Annotated in this window: 13 protein-coding genes and 1 pseudogene; 3 read left to right on the forward strand and 11 right to left on the reverse strand. The window is 73.3% G+C overall.

From position 1 onward, the window contains the following. Nucleotides 1-112: 112 nt before the first annotated feature. The 3 genes from ACFYOU_RS27895 to ACFYOU_RS27905 all read right to left on the reverse strand — a co-directional run bounded on the left by ACFYOU_RS27895 (nucleotide 113) and on the right by ACFYOU_RS27905 (nucleotide 2,456). Nucleotides 113-430, reverse strand: coding sequence for a GNAT family N-acetyltransferase (locus ACFYOU_RS27895; protein ID WP_391309350.1), 318 nt, complete (start codon nucleotides 428-430; stop codon nucleotides 113-115). Nucleotides 431-557: 127 nt separating this feature from the next. Beyond that, complete coding sequence (locus ACFYOU_RS27900; RefSeq protein WP_391309351.1) at nucleotides 558-1,082, reverse strand: DUF4232 domain-containing protein; 525 nt, start codon at nucleotides 1,080-1,082, stop codon at nucleotides 558-560. Between the two features lie 177 nt (nucleotides 1,083-1,259). Beyond that, on the reverse strand, nucleotides 1,260-2,456 hold the full coding sequence (locus ACFYOU_RS27905; RefSeq protein ID WP_391309352.1) for a serine hydrolase: 1,197 nt from the start codon (nucleotides 2,454-2,456) through the stop codon (nucleotides 1,260-1,262). Between the two features lie 291 nt (nucleotides 2,457-2,747). On the opposite strand from ACFYOU_RS27905, the gene ACFYOU_RS27910 reads away from it, so the two are divergent. Together ACFYOU_RS27910 and ACFYOU_RS27915 are read left to right on the forward strand one after the other, a co-directional pair. Further along, nucleotides 2,748-3,596, forward strand: coding sequence for an NAD(P)H-binding protein (locus ACFYOU_RS27910; RefSeq protein WP_391309353.1), 849 nt, complete (start codon nucleotides 2,748-2,750; stop codon nucleotides 3,594-3,596). 87 nt (nucleotides 3,597-3,683) lie between these two features. Then, a complete protein-coding gene (locus tag ACFYOU_RS27915; protein ID WP_391309354.1) occupies nucleotides 3,684-4,337 on the forward strand; it encodes a hypothetical protein in 654 nt (217 codons plus the stop codon). A gap of 134 nt (nucleotides 4,338-4,471) precedes the next feature. On the opposite strand, the gene ACFYOU_RS27920 is transcribed toward ACFYOU_RS27915, so the two are convergent. The 6 genes and pseudogenes from ACFYOU_RS27920 to ACFYOU_RS27945 all read right to left on the reverse strand — a co-directional run. After that, nucleotides 4,472-5,902, reverse strand: a complete 1,431-nt coding sequence (locus ACFYOU_RS27920; protein ID WP_391309356.1) for an SPFH domain-containing protein — start codon at nucleotides 5,900-5,902, stop codon at nucleotides 4,472-4,474. A 181-nt stretch (nucleotides 5,903-6,083) separates the two neighbouring features. After that, nucleotides 6,084-6,608 carry a hypothetical protein gene (locus tag ACFYOU_RS27925; RefSeq protein WP_391309357.1) on the reverse strand — a complete coding sequence of 175 codons (525 nt, stop codon included), beginning with the start codon at nucleotides 6,606-6,608 and terminating at the stop codon, nucleotides 6,084-6,086. Nucleotides 6,609-6,758: 150 nt separating this feature from the next. Then, nucleotides 6,759-8,684, reverse strand: a complete 1,926-nt coding sequence (locus ACFYOU_RS27930) for an NAD-binding protein (RefSeq protein ID WP_391309455.1) — start codon at nucleotides 8,682-8,684, stop codon at nucleotides 6,759-6,761. A 169-nt stretch (nucleotides 8,685-8,853) separates the two neighbouring features. Beyond that, on the reverse strand, nucleotides 8,854-9,570 hold the full coding sequence (locus tag ACFYOU_RS27935; protein ID WP_391309358.1) for a DUF2470 domain-containing protein: 717 nt from the start codon (nucleotides 9,568-9,570) through the stop codon (nucleotides 8,854-8,856). A gap of 1,069 nt (nucleotides 9,571-10,639) precedes the next feature. Next, a complete protein-coding gene (locus tag ACFYOU_RS27940) occupies nucleotides 10,640-11,536 on the reverse strand; it encodes a putative protein N(5)-glutamine methyltransferase (protein WP_391309360.1) in 897 nt (298 codons plus the stop codon). Nucleotides 11,537-11,737: 201 nt separating this feature from the next. After that, a pseudogene (locus ACFYOU_RS27945) lies at nucleotides 11,738-11,929 on the reverse strand (DUF5133 domain-containing protein); the annotation flags it as partial. A 333-nt stretch (nucleotides 11,930-12,262) separates the two neighbouring features. On the opposite strand from ACFYOU_RS27945, the gene ACFYOU_RS27950 reads away from it, so the two are divergent. After that, nucleotides 12,263-12,781, forward strand: a complete 519-nt coding sequence (locus ACFYOU_RS27950; RefSeq protein WP_391309362.1) for an ATP-binding protein — start codon at nucleotides 12,263-12,265, stop codon at nucleotides 12,779-12,781. Nucleotides 12,782-12,820: 39 nt separating this feature from the next. Here ACFYOU_RS27950 and ACFYOU_RS27955 read toward each other — a convergent pair whose 3' ends face one another. Beyond that, a complete protein-coding gene (locus ACFYOU_RS27955; RefSeq protein ID WP_391309363.1) occupies nucleotides 12,821-13,828 on the reverse strand; it encodes a phosphotransferase in 1,008 nt (335 codons plus the stop codon). 105 nt (nucleotides 13,829-13,933) lie between these two features. Then, the gene (locus ACFYOU_RS27960; RefSeq protein ID WP_391309365.1) at nucleotides 13,934-14,380 is read right to left on the reverse strand and encodes a nitroreductase/quinone reductase family protein; all 447 of its coding nucleotides are present in this window, start codon (nucleotides 14,378-14,380) and stop codon (nucleotides 13,934-13,936) included. Between the last annotated feature and the right edge of the window lies 1 nt (nucleotide 14,381).

A 14,381-nucleotide genomic window follows, 5' to 3' on the forward strand; every position in this document is an offset into this window, starting at 1 on the left:
CGAGCACCCAGCGCCCGCGGGCCGACGACAGTCGCACCCCGGGGCCGTCGTCCCGCTCCCGGCCGACCTTCGGATCCCCGCTCACGGCGTTCGCTCCGCTCCCGCCGGGCCGTCAGTCGCTGACCTTGCTCTGTTGGGTGTAGAGCAGGTCCCGGTACTCGGGGTGCCGGGCGATCCAGCCCGAGTAGAACGGACACACCGCCAGTACCGAGGCGCCGGCCGCCCGCGCCGCGTCCAACGATTCCCGCACCAACGCCCCGCCGATCCCGCGGCCCTCGAACGCGGGGTCCACCTCCGTGTGGACGAAGGCGATCAGTTCGGAGGTGCGGATGTACTGCGCGAAACCCGCGAGGGTGTCACCGAGGCGGGCCTCGTAGCGCTGCTCACCCGGTACGTCGGTGACGGTGACGGTCTCGCGCGGCTGGCTCATGTGGCGTGGCCCTTCCTGGTGGTCGCCCGGTACGCAGCCGTCCTCGGCGGGCGGCTGCGACCAGGGTGACCCGTCCGGGCGCCGGGCGCTAGCGGGGTGCCCGGACGGGTCAGACGTCCCGACCCGGTCAGCCGGCCCGACGGAGCGCGCGGTCGGCCAGGGCCTGCGTCGCGTGCCACCAGGTCGTCACCGGCTCGTAGACCTTGACGCCGTTCGGCGAGCCGAGGGCCCCGGCGCCGAAGGACGTGCCCCGGTGGCCGGGGTCGGTGGCGACGGAGACCGTCCGCACGGTCCGGGCGGACGGGTCGCCCGGCCGCTCGACGGTGCGGACCTTGGCGTGCGCCTTCGCCCCGGCGCGGAGCGTGTACGGCCTGCTGGTGGTGGCCGGGACCGGTTGGGCGGCCCCGTCCAGGTTCCCGAAGGTCACCGTCGGGACGTGGTCGACCACACACGTGCGGCGGGTGGTGTTCTCGACGGTGATGCGGACGATGGTGCGCTGGTCGGTCTTGGTCGCCTTCACCTTCACCCCGGCCTCGCGGCAGGTGGGGGTCGCCCGGGCGTCCTGCGGGGCCGCGACGGCGAGCGTCGCGGGCAGGAGGAGGGCGAGGGAGGTGGTGACGGCCGAGGCCGCGAGTACGGAACGAACGCGCATTCCTGGTTCCCCTGTTCGTCGTGCGGTGCCCGGTGGGGGTGCGGACGCGCCCGTGCCGTGGTGCCCCGTGCACCCGGCGCACTGCGCCAGGACGGTCGTTTCCCCCTGTGTGCTCCTGAGACGAACGGCGTCCCGTGACGGTTGCAGCAGCGGTCGCTGCTCCGGAGCCCCGCCGGCTCAGAACTCCTGCTCGGCCCGGCCGCGCCGGCGGGCCCGTACGACGGTCAGACCGGTCAGCAGCACCAGGGCGCTGCCGCCGAGCCACGACGCCGTCGACCACTCGGCGTCGGCGGCGTCCGCCCCGGCCGCCGGCACCGCCAGCGGCCGGGGCGTGGCCGCCGCGGGTCGGGTGGCCGCAGCCGGCGCGGGCCGCGGCGGCGGGGGCAGCAGCGAACCGACCGGACGCACCCGGCCGATCGCCGCGAACCCCCAGTCGAGCAGTTCCCGCGCCTCCTCGTACACGGCGTGGCCGCCGTCCTGGGGGTTCATCACCGTGGTGATGACGGTCCGTCCGTCGCGCTCGGCCGCCGCGATCAGCGTGTAGCCCGCATGGGTGGTGTAGCCGTTCTTCACCCCGATCAGCCCCCGGTACGCCGAGACCCCGTCCTCTCCGGTGAGCAGGCGGTTGGTGTTCTGGATGGGGAAGGTGACCCGGCCACCGGGGAAGTCCGCGAGCTTGGTGGAGGCGTACCGGATGAAGTCCGGGTCGGTGAGTCCTTCCCGTCCGATGACGGCGAGGTCGTAGGCGGAGGACACCTGCCCCTCGGCGTCGTACCCGTCGGGGGAGACGACCCGGGTGTCCATCGCGCCCAGCTCACGGGCCTTGGCCTGCATCTGGCGCACCGTCTCGTCGACGCCCCCGTTCAGCGACGAGAGGACCCGTACGGCGTCGTTGCCGGAGCTCAGGAACACCCCCCGCCACAGGTCCTCGACCCGGTACCGGTACCCCGCCTCCACCCCCACCAGCGAACTGCCCGAGCCGATGTCGGCGAGTTCCTCGTCCGTGACCGTGTGCGCGGAGCCGCCCTTGACGTGCGGCAGCACCGTCACGGCGAAGAGCGCCTTGAGGGTCGAGGCGGGCGGCAGCTTCCGGTGCGCGTCCCGGGCCGCGAGGACCTCACCGGTACGGGCGTCCGCGACGAGCCACGAGAGCGCGGACAGCCCGGCCGGCGGGGCGGGGGTGCCCGGCCCGCCCGGGTTGGCCTGGGTGCCCGGACGTTCCAGCAGGGTCCGCCCGGGCATCGGCCGCGGCTTCGGCGGCTCGGGTTCCCGGGACCTGGCCGCCGCCACGGGCGCCGGCAACAACAGCGCGGCACCGAGCGCGAGTGCCACGGAACGGGCCAGGGCCGCGCGCGAGATACATCTGATGACCATTCAGTCACCGTAGGAACGGACCGGGCGCCGCGCAGATCGGCTTGATCCGGATAGGCGTACGCCCCCGCCGGGACGGGGCGGAACGGAGGAGGGGGTGGGCCGAACCGGTGACCCCGGCCCCACGACGGTGGTGGACGTGCGGGGTCTGGACGCTCGCGCATGGGCGTGAGTTCCCCGGCCATGGTCCGCCCGGGGCCCGGCGGGGTTGGCTGGACACAGGCCCGCGGAGCACCCCGGGCCACCCCGGCGGACGGTCCGCCGGGAAGCCCCTACGGAGACAGGACGACGAACATGAGCAGCGAGCAACGGACGCACGGCGCCCCCGACCCGGACGGCCGGCCCACCCTGGTCATCGGCGGGACGGGCAAGACCGGACGCCGGGTGGCCGAGCGACTCACCGCACGAGGGCTGCCGGTGCGGATCGGGTCGCGGTCCGCCCAGCCGGCCTTCCGGTGGGAGTCGCCGGCCACCTGGGACGCCGCCCTGGACGGGGTGGGCGCGGTGTACCTCACCTACTACCCGGACCTCGGCTTCCCCGGGGCGGCCGAAACGGTCGGGGCCTTCGCCCGGACGGCCGTCGAGCGGGGCGTGCGGCGCCTGGTGCTGCTGTCGGGCCGCGGAGAGGAAGGGGCGCACCGCAGCGAGGACGCGGTGCGCGCTTCCGGCGTCGACCTCACGGTGGTCCGGGCCAGCTGGTTCGCCCAGAACTTCGACGAGGGCATGTTCGTCGACTCGGTGCGCGCCGGTGAGATAGCCCTCCCCGTCGGAGACTCGGTGGAGCCGTTCGTGGACGTCGACGACATCGCCGACGTGGTCGTCGCGGCCCTGACCGACGACCGGCACATCGGGCGCACCTACGAGCTGTCCGGACCCCGGCTGCTGAACTTCACGGAGGTCGCGGCGGAACTCACCCGGGCCGTCGGCCGCGAGGTCCGGTACGTCGCCGTGACCCGGGACGACTTCCGCGCCGTGCTGGAGGGCGCCGGGATGCCCCTGGACTTCCTGGAACTGGTCGACCTGATGACCAGCGGACGCAACGCCCATGTGGTGCACGGGGTCGAGGAGGCGCTCGGCCGCCCGGCACGCGATTTCTCCGCCTACGCACGGGACGCCGCTGCCCGGGGTACCTGGAAAGAGTGAACCTCAGGTGATTCCATCAGAAAAGTCACTCGAACGGGGGAGCCATGCCTCGGCCGTCACGCCAGGGGCGTGGGTCATGATGCGGTGGTGTATCGATCACTCAGCGCATTGGGCGCCTCCGCCGTCCTGATCGCTCTCGCCTGCACGGGGTGCGGGAAGGGCGGCACGGACACCGCCGCACCCTCCTCGTCCCCCGGCGCCCGCGGCGCCGCCGCCCCGGCCGCGGGCCCCCTCTCGGGCGCCGACGCCGCGGTGTCGGCGGGCGTCCGGGACCAGGCGGGTGCGTACGGTGCCGCCTACCTGGGCGACGGGCGCCGGTTCAGCGCCCCCGGGTCGGACGCGGGCGACGGCGACGAGCCGCAGTACCAACTCACCGTCACCCCCAAGTCCGTGGTCGTCGGGGCCCTACCCGCCAAGGGCGGCGGCACGGCCCCCGCCGCCGGACAGCACTGGGAGGCCGTGAAGGTGTCCATCGCCAACACCGGCTGGGACACCTACGACGGCATCCTGGCCAGGTCCCTGTCGGTGCTGGACTCCGAGGGCCGCGCGCACAAGGCCCTGACCGACGTCAAGAAACTGACCGTAGGGGAGGCCCTGGACGCCGACGGAGAACTGCTCCTCGGCGAACAGGTCACCGCATGGGCGGTGTTCGCCCTCCCGGACGGCGCCTCGGCCGAACAACTCCGCTTCCGCTGGGACAACACCAAGACGGTCAACACCCACCGCGGCTGGCGCCTGTAGCCCACCCGGACACGCGTACGGGGGCGGTCACCGCACCCGCGGTGACCGCCCCCGTACCCTGTTCGGCGCCGCGAAGGGCGCCGCAGGGGTCCGGGCCCACCCCCGTGTCGGCCCGGACGGTCCTTGGCCATCGGTCAGTCGGTGACCGGGATCTTCCCGTCGTCCCCCGGGGCGTTGCCGTCCGAGGTGTTCTGCGAGGCGTTCCGCGCAGCGTTCTTCAGCAGCGCCCCGAGGTCGACGCCGGTCGTGGCGCTGAGCAGTTCCACGCCCTGGGCGACGTTGTCGGCCACGGTGCGCGACAACTGCCCGGCGCCGTCCGTGGAGATGACGGTCATCTTCTCCACCGCGCTCAGCGGCTCGGACGCCTTGCCCACGACCTCCGGCAGTACCTGGACCAGCATCTGGAGGACGGCGGCCTCGCCGTACTGGGCGAACGCATCCGCCTTCTTGCGCATGGCGTCGGCCTCGGCGGTCCCCCGGGCGGTGATCGCGTCGGCCTCCGCCTGCCCCTCGATCCGCACCGCCTCGGCCAGCGCCGCACGCTGCGCCTTCTCACCCTCACCGGTCAGCCGCGCCCGGTCGGCCGCGGCCTCCGCCTCCTTGACGAGGCCGACCCGTCGGGCTTCCGCCTCCTGCTCCGCCTGGTACCGGGCGGCGTCGGCGGGCTTGCGGATCTGGGTGTCGAGTTCGCGGTCGGTGAGCGCGGCCTGTCGGGCGGCGACCTTCTCCTGCTCCGCGAGGACTTCCTGACGGCGTGCCGCCTCGGCCAGCGGACCGGCCGCATTGGCCTGCGCGGCGGCCTCGTCCGTCTGCGCCTTGATCTCGGCCTGCTTCAGGTACAGGGTCCGCTGGGCCACCGCGATCTCCTCCTCCGCCTTCAGGCGCGCCTGTTCGGCGGCCCGTCGGGCGACGGCCTCGGCGATGTCGGCCTCCTGCTTGGCGCGGGCGGCCTCGGGGCGACCCAGGTCCTCCAGGTAGGAGCCCTCGGTGGTGATGTCCTGGATCTGGAACGCATCCAGCACCAGGCCCTGTCCGGACAGGCTCGCCTCGGCCTCCTCGGCGACCTGACCGGCGAACGCGGCCCGGTCCCGGATGATGTCCTCCACCGACATCCGGCCCACGATCGAGCGCAGCGCGCCCGACAGCACCTCCTGGGTGAAGCCGACGATGCCGTCCTGCTGGGCGAGGAACCGCTGGGCGGCGGCGCGGATCGAGTCCTCGTTGCCGCCGACCTTGACGATCGCGACCCCTTCCAGGTTGGCCTTCACCCCGCGCAGCGTCACCGCGCCGCGCACCGAGATCGGGATGTGCCTGCTGGACAGGTCGAGGGTGAACTTCTGCTGGACGAACGGCACCACGAACACGCCGCCGCCGACCACGACCTTCTGGCCGCTGTTGTCGGTGAAGACCTGACCGGTGCTCGGGTCGGTGGACTGCTTGCCGCGCCGCCCGGTGACGATGAACGCCTCGCTGGGCCCGGCGACCTTGTACCGGGTGATGACCACCAGGCCGAGCAGAACGAGGAGTACGACGACTCCGATGACGGCGATGACTACTGGGCTCATGGAAGATCCCCCCTGCCCTCCGGGGACGGCAGTTCGCGTGAATGGGACGCCGGTGAAGGCGGTGAAGCAGCTGGAGTGGGTGAAGCAGACGGCTCGGACGACTCGGATGGAGAACGGTGACGGGGACGACGGTGGTGCAGGTGGTGACGGAGGGAGTGCGAGCGGGGGACCGCGGAGCGGCTCAGTCCTCGCCCTCGCGGACCGGACGGACCACCACGGAGGTGGCGGTGGGCGCCGACTCGACCCAGACCTCGGCGCCCCGCTCGACGGCGACCGTGCTGCGGGCCGCGTACTTCGTGGGCTGGCCGGCCAGTCGGAGCAGGACCTCGCCGTAGCCGCCGACGGGGATCGCCGTGACCACCTGGCCCGTGCTGCCGAGCAGGTCGTCGGCGCGGGGCGCGGGCGGCGTGTGCTCCCGCATCAGGGCCCGACTGAACCGGGCGGTCAGCCACCCCGCTCCGGCTCCGGCCGTCACGCCCACGACGGTGGCGGGCACGACCCCCAGACTGGTGGTGCCGAGGACGATCGCCCCGCTGAAGCCGAGCATCGACACGAATCCGGCGATCACCGGGAGGGACAGCAGACCGTCGAAGACCCCGTCCAGCGCACTGAACGAGTCGAAGAGCCCTTCCAGGAATCCGTCGAAGACCAGCGCGAACGCCAGCAGGACGAGACCGGCGATACCCAGACCGAGGAACCACTGCATGCCCTGGCCTCCCCCTTGTGCGATCCGCCGTGGCCTGCACCATGTTCGCACGAGTGTGCGTCTTCGTTCATTTCCGGATGACGGCAATCTTTACGCGTTCTTGATGCCTGATCTGACGGCTCGCCGCCCCGGAGCCGGGAACGGCTCCGCTCAGCCCCCGCCGTCGGGTGCCGGGGCAGCCGTTCGCGGGCGACGGCCCAGCAGTTCCGCGAGGCCGCGCCCGGTGGCCGCGAGCACCACCCGGTCCTCGGGGCGGAGCACGTATCCGGGGTGCAGGTCCCACACCAGTCCGGGGGAGGGGTCGCCCGAACGGTGGGGAGCGACGCCCTCCGGCCGTTCCCGTCCGTCCGGGCGCTGCTCCGGACCCCCCGTCGAGGTGTCCAGGGCGAGCACCCGCCAGGATCCCGGGCGAAACGTTTCGGTGAGGGTGCGACCCTCCAGCGGGGCGAGGCCCGCGACGGTCACGGCGGCGATCAACAGCACCTTGCGTTCCACCGGCACCGCCCCGAGGATCTGTCGGCCCATCATCGCCCCGGCGAACGCGGGTGCGGCGAGGTAGGACACGCTGCGGCTACGGGTGAGGGCGCGCGGATGGGCGGCCCGCAGGGTGCGGTACACGGCGGTCGCGAAGTCGTCGTCGTACAGGCGCATCACGACCCGCAGTTCCGGGTCGACCGAGCGGGCGTACAGGGCCGCTTCCAGGTTCGTGGTGTCCACGCTGGTGAGCGCGAGGAGCGAGTGGGCCCGGTGGATCTTGGCCGCCTCCAGGACGCCCTCCTCGGTCACGTCCCCGAGGACCACGGGGACCCGCAGCCGTCTGGCCAGCGCCATCCCGCGCGCCTCCGGGTCGGACTCGACGCAGACCACGGGGATGTCGAGTTCCCGTAGCCGGGCCAGGACCCGGGTGCCGATCTTGCCGAGACCGAGCAGGACGACGTGTCCCGAAAGACCCCGCGGCGGACGACGGGTCACCACGCCGCTGCGGAAGGTCCCGAGGGCTTCGAGGACCGCCGCGAGCAGCACCGGAAGCAGGAGCAAACCGACGAACCCGGACAGCAGTTGGAGGACCTGACGGAACGTCGATTCCCCTATCGCCGGCTCGTTGATGGAGAACAGGTCGAGCAGGGTCAAGTACACCGCGCGCAGCGGGTGTTCCCCGGTGGTGAACACGGCGGTGACCGCGAGGGCGACCACGCCGAGGACGATTCCGACGAACGACCAGCGCAGTCGCGGCGAGAGCAGCGAGCCGAGCGGTCGGCTCCGGCTGACGGGTTGGGCGGGGCCGGAGTACGACACGGTCTCCAGCACGATCCTGCCGCGTCCGTCCGCCGCCGTGACGCTCGCTTCGTCCGGCAGCAGTTGGGGCAGAGCGGTGCCGGGCCCCTGGGTGTCGGTCGCGGCGTCGCTGAGCAGGGCCAGGGTGCACAGGGCCGAATCGCCGGGAGCGGCCGCCGAACGTTCCGCGGCCCGCAGCAACACCCCGTGCGCCTGGACGACCTTGCTGCTTCCCGCGACGGCCGCCGCCGTGAGCGCGGGCGCGGCCGTGTCGGCGTCGGACAGGATCGTGGTCGACGCGTCGAAGGCGTGCGGGTCGACGCCCGGGGAGGCGAGGGCGGCGGCCTGGTCGAGCACGTCCTCCAGGTACTGGCCGAGCCGGCGGTTGTACAGCCGGATCACCAGCCGCAGCCGTGGGTTGAGGCGCCGGGCGGCGAGGGCGGCGCGGATGTTGGTCTCGTCGTCGTCGTGCACCAGGGCGAGTGCGGCGGCGCGTTCGACGCCCGCTTCCGCGAGCACCTCGTCGGTGAGTTCGGCGGCTTCCAACTGAGGTGCGGGAGCGGCCGGTTCACCGTCCCCGTTGGCGTTCCCGTTGCCCCCGTTGACTCCGGTGCTCCCGGTGGCGCGTTGCACCGCGGCGGACACCCGCCCGAACAGCGCGGACGCCCGGGCCCGGCCCACGACCGGCGGGCCGGGGGCCTGTCCGGCGGGCGGGACCACGAGCGTGACCTGTTCGCCGTACACGCTCCGCAGTTCGGCGGCGAGCCGTCGGGCCAGGGCGTCGTCCCCGCAGACGACCATGTGCTCGGCGGCGGTGGGGGGAGGCTGGAGGGGCAGTGCAGACATGGTCCGTAAGACTGCCGTACGCCGCGCGCGGTTTCACCGGACGAGCGGTTGCTCCCGCTGCCCGCTGCCCGCTGCCCGCTGCCCGCGGCACCGGGTGGGCGCCGAGGAGTGAACGCCCGGGCGCTCACTCCTTCGGCGCCACCGACCTGAGGGTGGGGCGCCGGGTGGCCCGCGCGGACGACAGCAGGACGTGCATCCGCTCGGTGACCTGGGCGAGGTCGTCGGCGGGCCGGTGGAACGGCAGCCGCACGTCCTCCTGACCGCCCAGCCGTTCGAGGCGCAGGGTCAGGCCGTGCCGGTCCAGGGCGAGCGGTTGCACCCGAACGACCTCGGCCAGACTCTCCGGGTCGAGGAGGCGGGTCAGCCACTCCACCGCGTCCGCGTGCGCGTCCGCGAGATGGGTCAACAGCCGGGACTCGGCGGTGGCGAGCGGGTCGGGCTCGGCCCGGGCGAAGTCGGCGATGTCGATGCCGATGTGACCGGACGGCACGTGCAGCACCGCGCAGGCGGGCTGGAACACGAGGTGGTCACCGTCCTGGACGAACCGTCCGGACATCCACAGCCGTGAGCGGATACGCTCGCGTACGGGCACCGGTGCCGGGTCGGAGAACTCCAGCAGGGCCGTCGGCTCGCCCCGGGGGGCGCAGACCGCGGCCGCGGTGAGGGCGCTGTCCGCCGGCACGCAGAGTCGGACGGCACCGTCGGCGGCTACGGAGTGCGCGCCCACCAGCTCCTCGTGGCAGTGGTCCGTCGTCACCGCGCAGGACCACGCGGCGGCCAGGACCGAACGGGCACGTTCCGCCGCGGTGGGTGCGGTCGTGCGAGCCGGGCGGACACCCATTTCGTACCTCCAGTGTTAGGTAAGCCTTGCCTAACCTAGCTGAAACTGGTGGGAAGGGCCACCGGGCGCGCCGAGGAAGTCGTCCACGGCCACTCGGATGCGGCGGGGCCGGTTCGGGTGCGGTCGGGGTGCGCCGCGATCCCCTCCGGGGGCGTGGTGGCCGTACGCGTAGGACGTCCTCATGGCTCTTCGTGACCGGTGCCCGGGGCGCGGATCCGGGTCGCGCGTGCCCGTCGAGGAGGTCACTTGCCGCAAAGATGGGGGAATTCCTCCGTACCTCTCACGGACGGATGTTCCTCCCCGTTCGTTGCGTGTTGCTCGGATTCTCGGCGGGCGATATCGCTCGCACTTCGCGGGGAAAGGCGTCGCCGGTCTGATGTGGGGCTTCCCCGGGCTTCCCCGGGCGGAAGGAATCCGGCCGATTGCGCGGGCGCTCCTATTCGGCCAAGGGGCCTGGAAAAGGAGGGGGATTCCGCCTGATTCCCGGGTCGTGCGGGTGGGCGGGCCGCATGGGTCCGTTACTTCTCGCCACTGTTTCAATACGCAAGGTTACCGAAATGCAGGGGGTCGACGTGAACTTCGGCGCAGGACTCGGCAGACTCACCGACGCCGAACGGATGCCCCGCCGATCCACGGGTCATGCCTCTCCGAGCGGAAGGATGCACGCAATGGTGGACAGTGCGCGCAACACCACCCTCGGGACGTGCGAGGCGGTCATCCCGGGAACGGACCACCCCGTCGGTTCCCGAGGCGCGACCGGCACGGGCGGTGCCGGGCGCGTCCGCCCGCGGAGCGGTGCGGCGGCACCGAACCGCGGGCGGGTCAGACGGCCCGGAGCCGCCGGAGTACGAGCTGTGGGGCTCGTACGGATCGGACCGGCCGCGGCGGAACGCACGTTCGGCGACGACCGGGTGAGGAGCGCCCGAGGGGTGCTCGCCCTCACCCACTAGACCGGGACCTGGCGCGGTCGACACCTGCCTGTGGGGGGCGGGTCCGACCGCCCGTGTGGGGGGTCCCAGTGGGGGACCGGCCGGATGGAGGAGCCACCTCCGTCCGGCCGGTCGTGTGTTCACCCGATCGGACGGCCGTCTCCGGTCGGACGGGTGCCGAGCACGACCGTCGCCTGCGTCTCGTCGCACACCCGCACCCGCGCCCCGAGGCCCGCCCGTCGGAACGCCGCCACCGCGTGCGGCGCCTGCGTCCCGCTCGTCTCCACGAGCAGCACCCCGCCCGGCCCCAGCCAGTGCGGTGCCCCGACGGCCACCCGCTGCAGCACGTCGAGCCCGTCCGCGCCGCCGTCCAGCGCGACCAGCGGTTCGTGGTCGCGCGCCTCGCCCGGGAGCAACGCCACCTCCTCGCTCGGCACATAGGGGACGTTGGCGATCAACACGTCGACCCGGCCGCGCAGTGCCGGGGGCAGGGCGTCGAACAGATCGCCCGTCAGGACGCGCCCGCCGAGGGGTTCCACATTGCGCCGGGCGCACCGCACCGCCGTCGGATCGATGTCCGAGGCGACGAGTTCCGCCCCCGGAACGGCGGTGAGCACCGCCGCCCCCACCGCGCCCGACCCGCAGCACAGGTCGACCACCACGGGAGGCGCGGGAAGACGTCGAGAGGTGAGGGCGACCGCGGAGGACGCCAGGAACTCCGTACGGCGGCGCGGTACGAACACCCCGGGCCCCACCGCGATCCGCAGACCGAGGAACTCGGCCCAACCGAGGACGTGTTCGAGGGGTGGGCCGGACGCCCGCCGGGCCGCCATCGCCGCGGCCTCGTCCGGCGTACGGGCGGTGGCCAGGATGAGGCGCGCCTCGTCCTCGGCGAACACGCAACCCGCGGCGCGCAGTCGGGCCGCGAGCTCCGCCACCTGAGGGGGGAGCGGTGCATCGGGCGATGCGGGGTCCGCGGCGGACGCGGGGTCGACGTGGGCGGCGGAGCGGACGGGGTGCACCGGGGGAACGGGCATGAGCACAGGAACCTTTCGGGCGTCGAAAGGGTGCTCGTGCGGAACCCGGCGCTGAGCTAGAGGTGGTGTACCGGGCGGCCGACAGATGAGAGCACCCTGCCTGAACGGACAGAAATGAGTCTCACCTCCCCGGTGGGCGCCGACGCGGACAGGCGCACTTTACCCGAGCGGCTCCGAGGCGGTACACCGAGTTCCGCGCGGTCGTAGATAGTGCTCGGCGGCGAGCGCCGCCTCACGCGCGCTGCGCCGCCCCATCAACACGCACAAGGTGTACGCGGTGTCCTCGAACCGTCCTCGGACGGTTCCGTTGGACGGATTGGCGAGCATCAGGCGTTCCCACGCCCGGTATCGCTTGAGCAGGGTGTCGACCTGCGGCTTGTCCGGCAGCAGCATCGTGTCTCCCACCTCCAGACTGGGCCCGTGCCGCTCGCGGTCGTGCGGTGGCCCCATCCTCACCCGGCGGGGCGCGGTCCTCCTGTCGGGCGGGGGGAGGATTCGCTCCACCGGCTCACCGGCGCCTGTGCGTCGAGGACTTCGCCGTCACCCGGACGCCGCCGCCGACACCCGTTCCGAACTGCGGGAACGTACTCGTGTTGCACGAGTGGAGCAACGCCCGCAGGCTGGAGGCAACCCAGCAGACACCACCGCTCACGCTTCGTGTCCGCTGCTCGGCCGAACGGGCGACGGGCGCGGTGGGGGAGCGGTGCGGGTAGAGGAGTCGACACCATGACCGTCCCCCGACCCTGCTACTACGGCGTGGAAGTGGAAGCGAGCCCGGAGCGGGGCGCCCATGTGCGGCGCATCCTCGCGGCCCACCTCGCGCACTGGGCGCTCGACCACCAGGTGGAGCCGGTGTGCGGGGGCGTCGGTGAACTGTTCGCCAATGTCGTCGAGCACACCGACGACACCACCGCCGTGGTGGAACTCTGCTGGACCGGACGGCACCTGATCGCCTCGGTGGCCGACCGGGACCACCGCCGGCCGCGCCTGCTCGGCGCGCGGCGCGGCGGCCTGGCGAAGGTGGCCGCGCTGAGCGACGGCTGGGGGAGTTGGCGGACCCCGGGCGGCGGCAAGGTGGTGTGGTTCTCGCGCCGGGTGGAATCGGTGGAGGGCGTCCCGCTCGTCCGCCGCGGGCCGACGCCCGTCCTGGGAGCGGTCCGACGTCGTCCCGGACGCCTCCTGCCGACCTCCCCGCAGCGTCGCGCGACCGCTGTGGAACCCGCTCGAAGCCCGCTGGCGGCCTGAGGCGCCGCCCGGTCGGCACCCGCCGTCACCCGCTCGCGATCAGCGCCCGCCGTCCACCAGCCGGGCGACCGTCTCACGCAACCATCCCCAGGAGGCTTCAGTGTCGGCCGAACGCCCGTGCGGCGCACGGAACACGTCCAGGAAGGCGCACAGGTCGTCCAGGTCCCAGCGCAGCCGGTAGAACTCCAGGGCGGACGGGTCGGGGGTCCGTCCGCTCTCCTCGGCCCACACGGAGAGCGCCTCGGCGTCGAAACCGCCGTCCTCCCGCAGGGCCACGTGCCACAGGTCGCGTTCGGGGACCGCGAGGCCGCAGGTGTCCCAGTCGACGAGGCGGAAGCCGCCGTCCGGGCCCCACAGGAGGTTCCCCGGATGGGGCTCGCCATGGGTGACGACCAGCGCGCCGGCGCCGGTGGGAAGGGCCGCCACCCGGCGGTCGAACTCCTCCAACCGGTCGCGCAGTCCCGCCGCCCGCTCCTGGAGCAGTTCCCGGGCGGGTCCGGCGAACGGGCCGTCCGCCCAGCCGTCGTCCGCACCGCGCAGCACGGCCTCCAGACGGCGGCGCCCCGGTAGCCCCGGGGGCAGGACGGGTGCCGGGGCGGGCGGGGCGGACCGGTGCAGGGACGCCAACACCCGCATGACGTCCGCCCGTTCCCGAGCTGTCAGTCGCTGACCGAACGCACCCGACGGCGCGTCCACCCAGGGCTGCACGCTCAGGGCGTACCGTTCCCCCAGCCGGTGGAGACGGGCACCGTCCAGCGTCGGCAGCGGCGCGAGCACCGGGTCGAGTCCCGCGGCGCTCAGTGCGCCCGCCGTGTCCATCGCCGCGAGCAGCCCTGCATGGGCGGCGGTGGTTCCCTCCCCGCAGTACGGCTTGTTCGCCAGGTCGGCCACGGTCAGGAACCAGCGGCGCCCCTCGTCGTCCCGTGCACTCCAGTGGTAGTCGCCGAAGCCGACCGGCGCATACGCCAACGAGACGGATCGCACCCCCCACTTCAGCAGTGCCTCCCGCAGTTCGGCTTCACTCACATCGGCAGGTAGATCGTGCATGCGCCGAGCCTAGGCAGTGGCCGCCGGGGCGGGCATCTCCTTTGATGCCGGTGCGGCGCCCGGCCCGCACCACCGGCGGGCGGGCGGGCCGGGCGGCGGTCGGGGTCAGTGGGGCCGCGGGGCGGGTTCGATGACGAACACCGGGATCTCCCGCTCCGTCTGCTCCTGGTAGACGGCGTAGTGCGGGAACACGGCCACGGCCCGCTCCCACCACAGGGCCTTCTCCTCGCCGGTGACCTCCCGGGCGGTCATGTCCCGGCGCACGGGCCCGTCCTGGAGCTCCAGCCGGGGGTCGGCGAGGAGGTTGTGGTACCAGACGGGATGCTTGGGGGAGCCGCCGTAGGACCCGACCGCCGCGTACCGCCCCTCGTGCTCCACCCGCATCACGGGCGACTTGCGGAGCTTGCCGCTCTTCGCCCCGACGGTGGTGAGCACGACCACGGGCATGCCCTCGATCGTCGTGCCCTCGGTCCCGCCCGAGCTCTCGTACAACTCCACCTGGTCGCGCACCCATGCGGTCGGAGTGGGCTGGTACTCACCTGTCAGCGGCATG

The organism is Streptomyces sp. NPDC005955 (assembly GCF_042871255.1).
Taxonomy (GTDB): domain Bacteria; phylum Actinomycetota; class Actinomycetes; order Streptomycetales; family Streptomycetaceae; genus Streptomyces.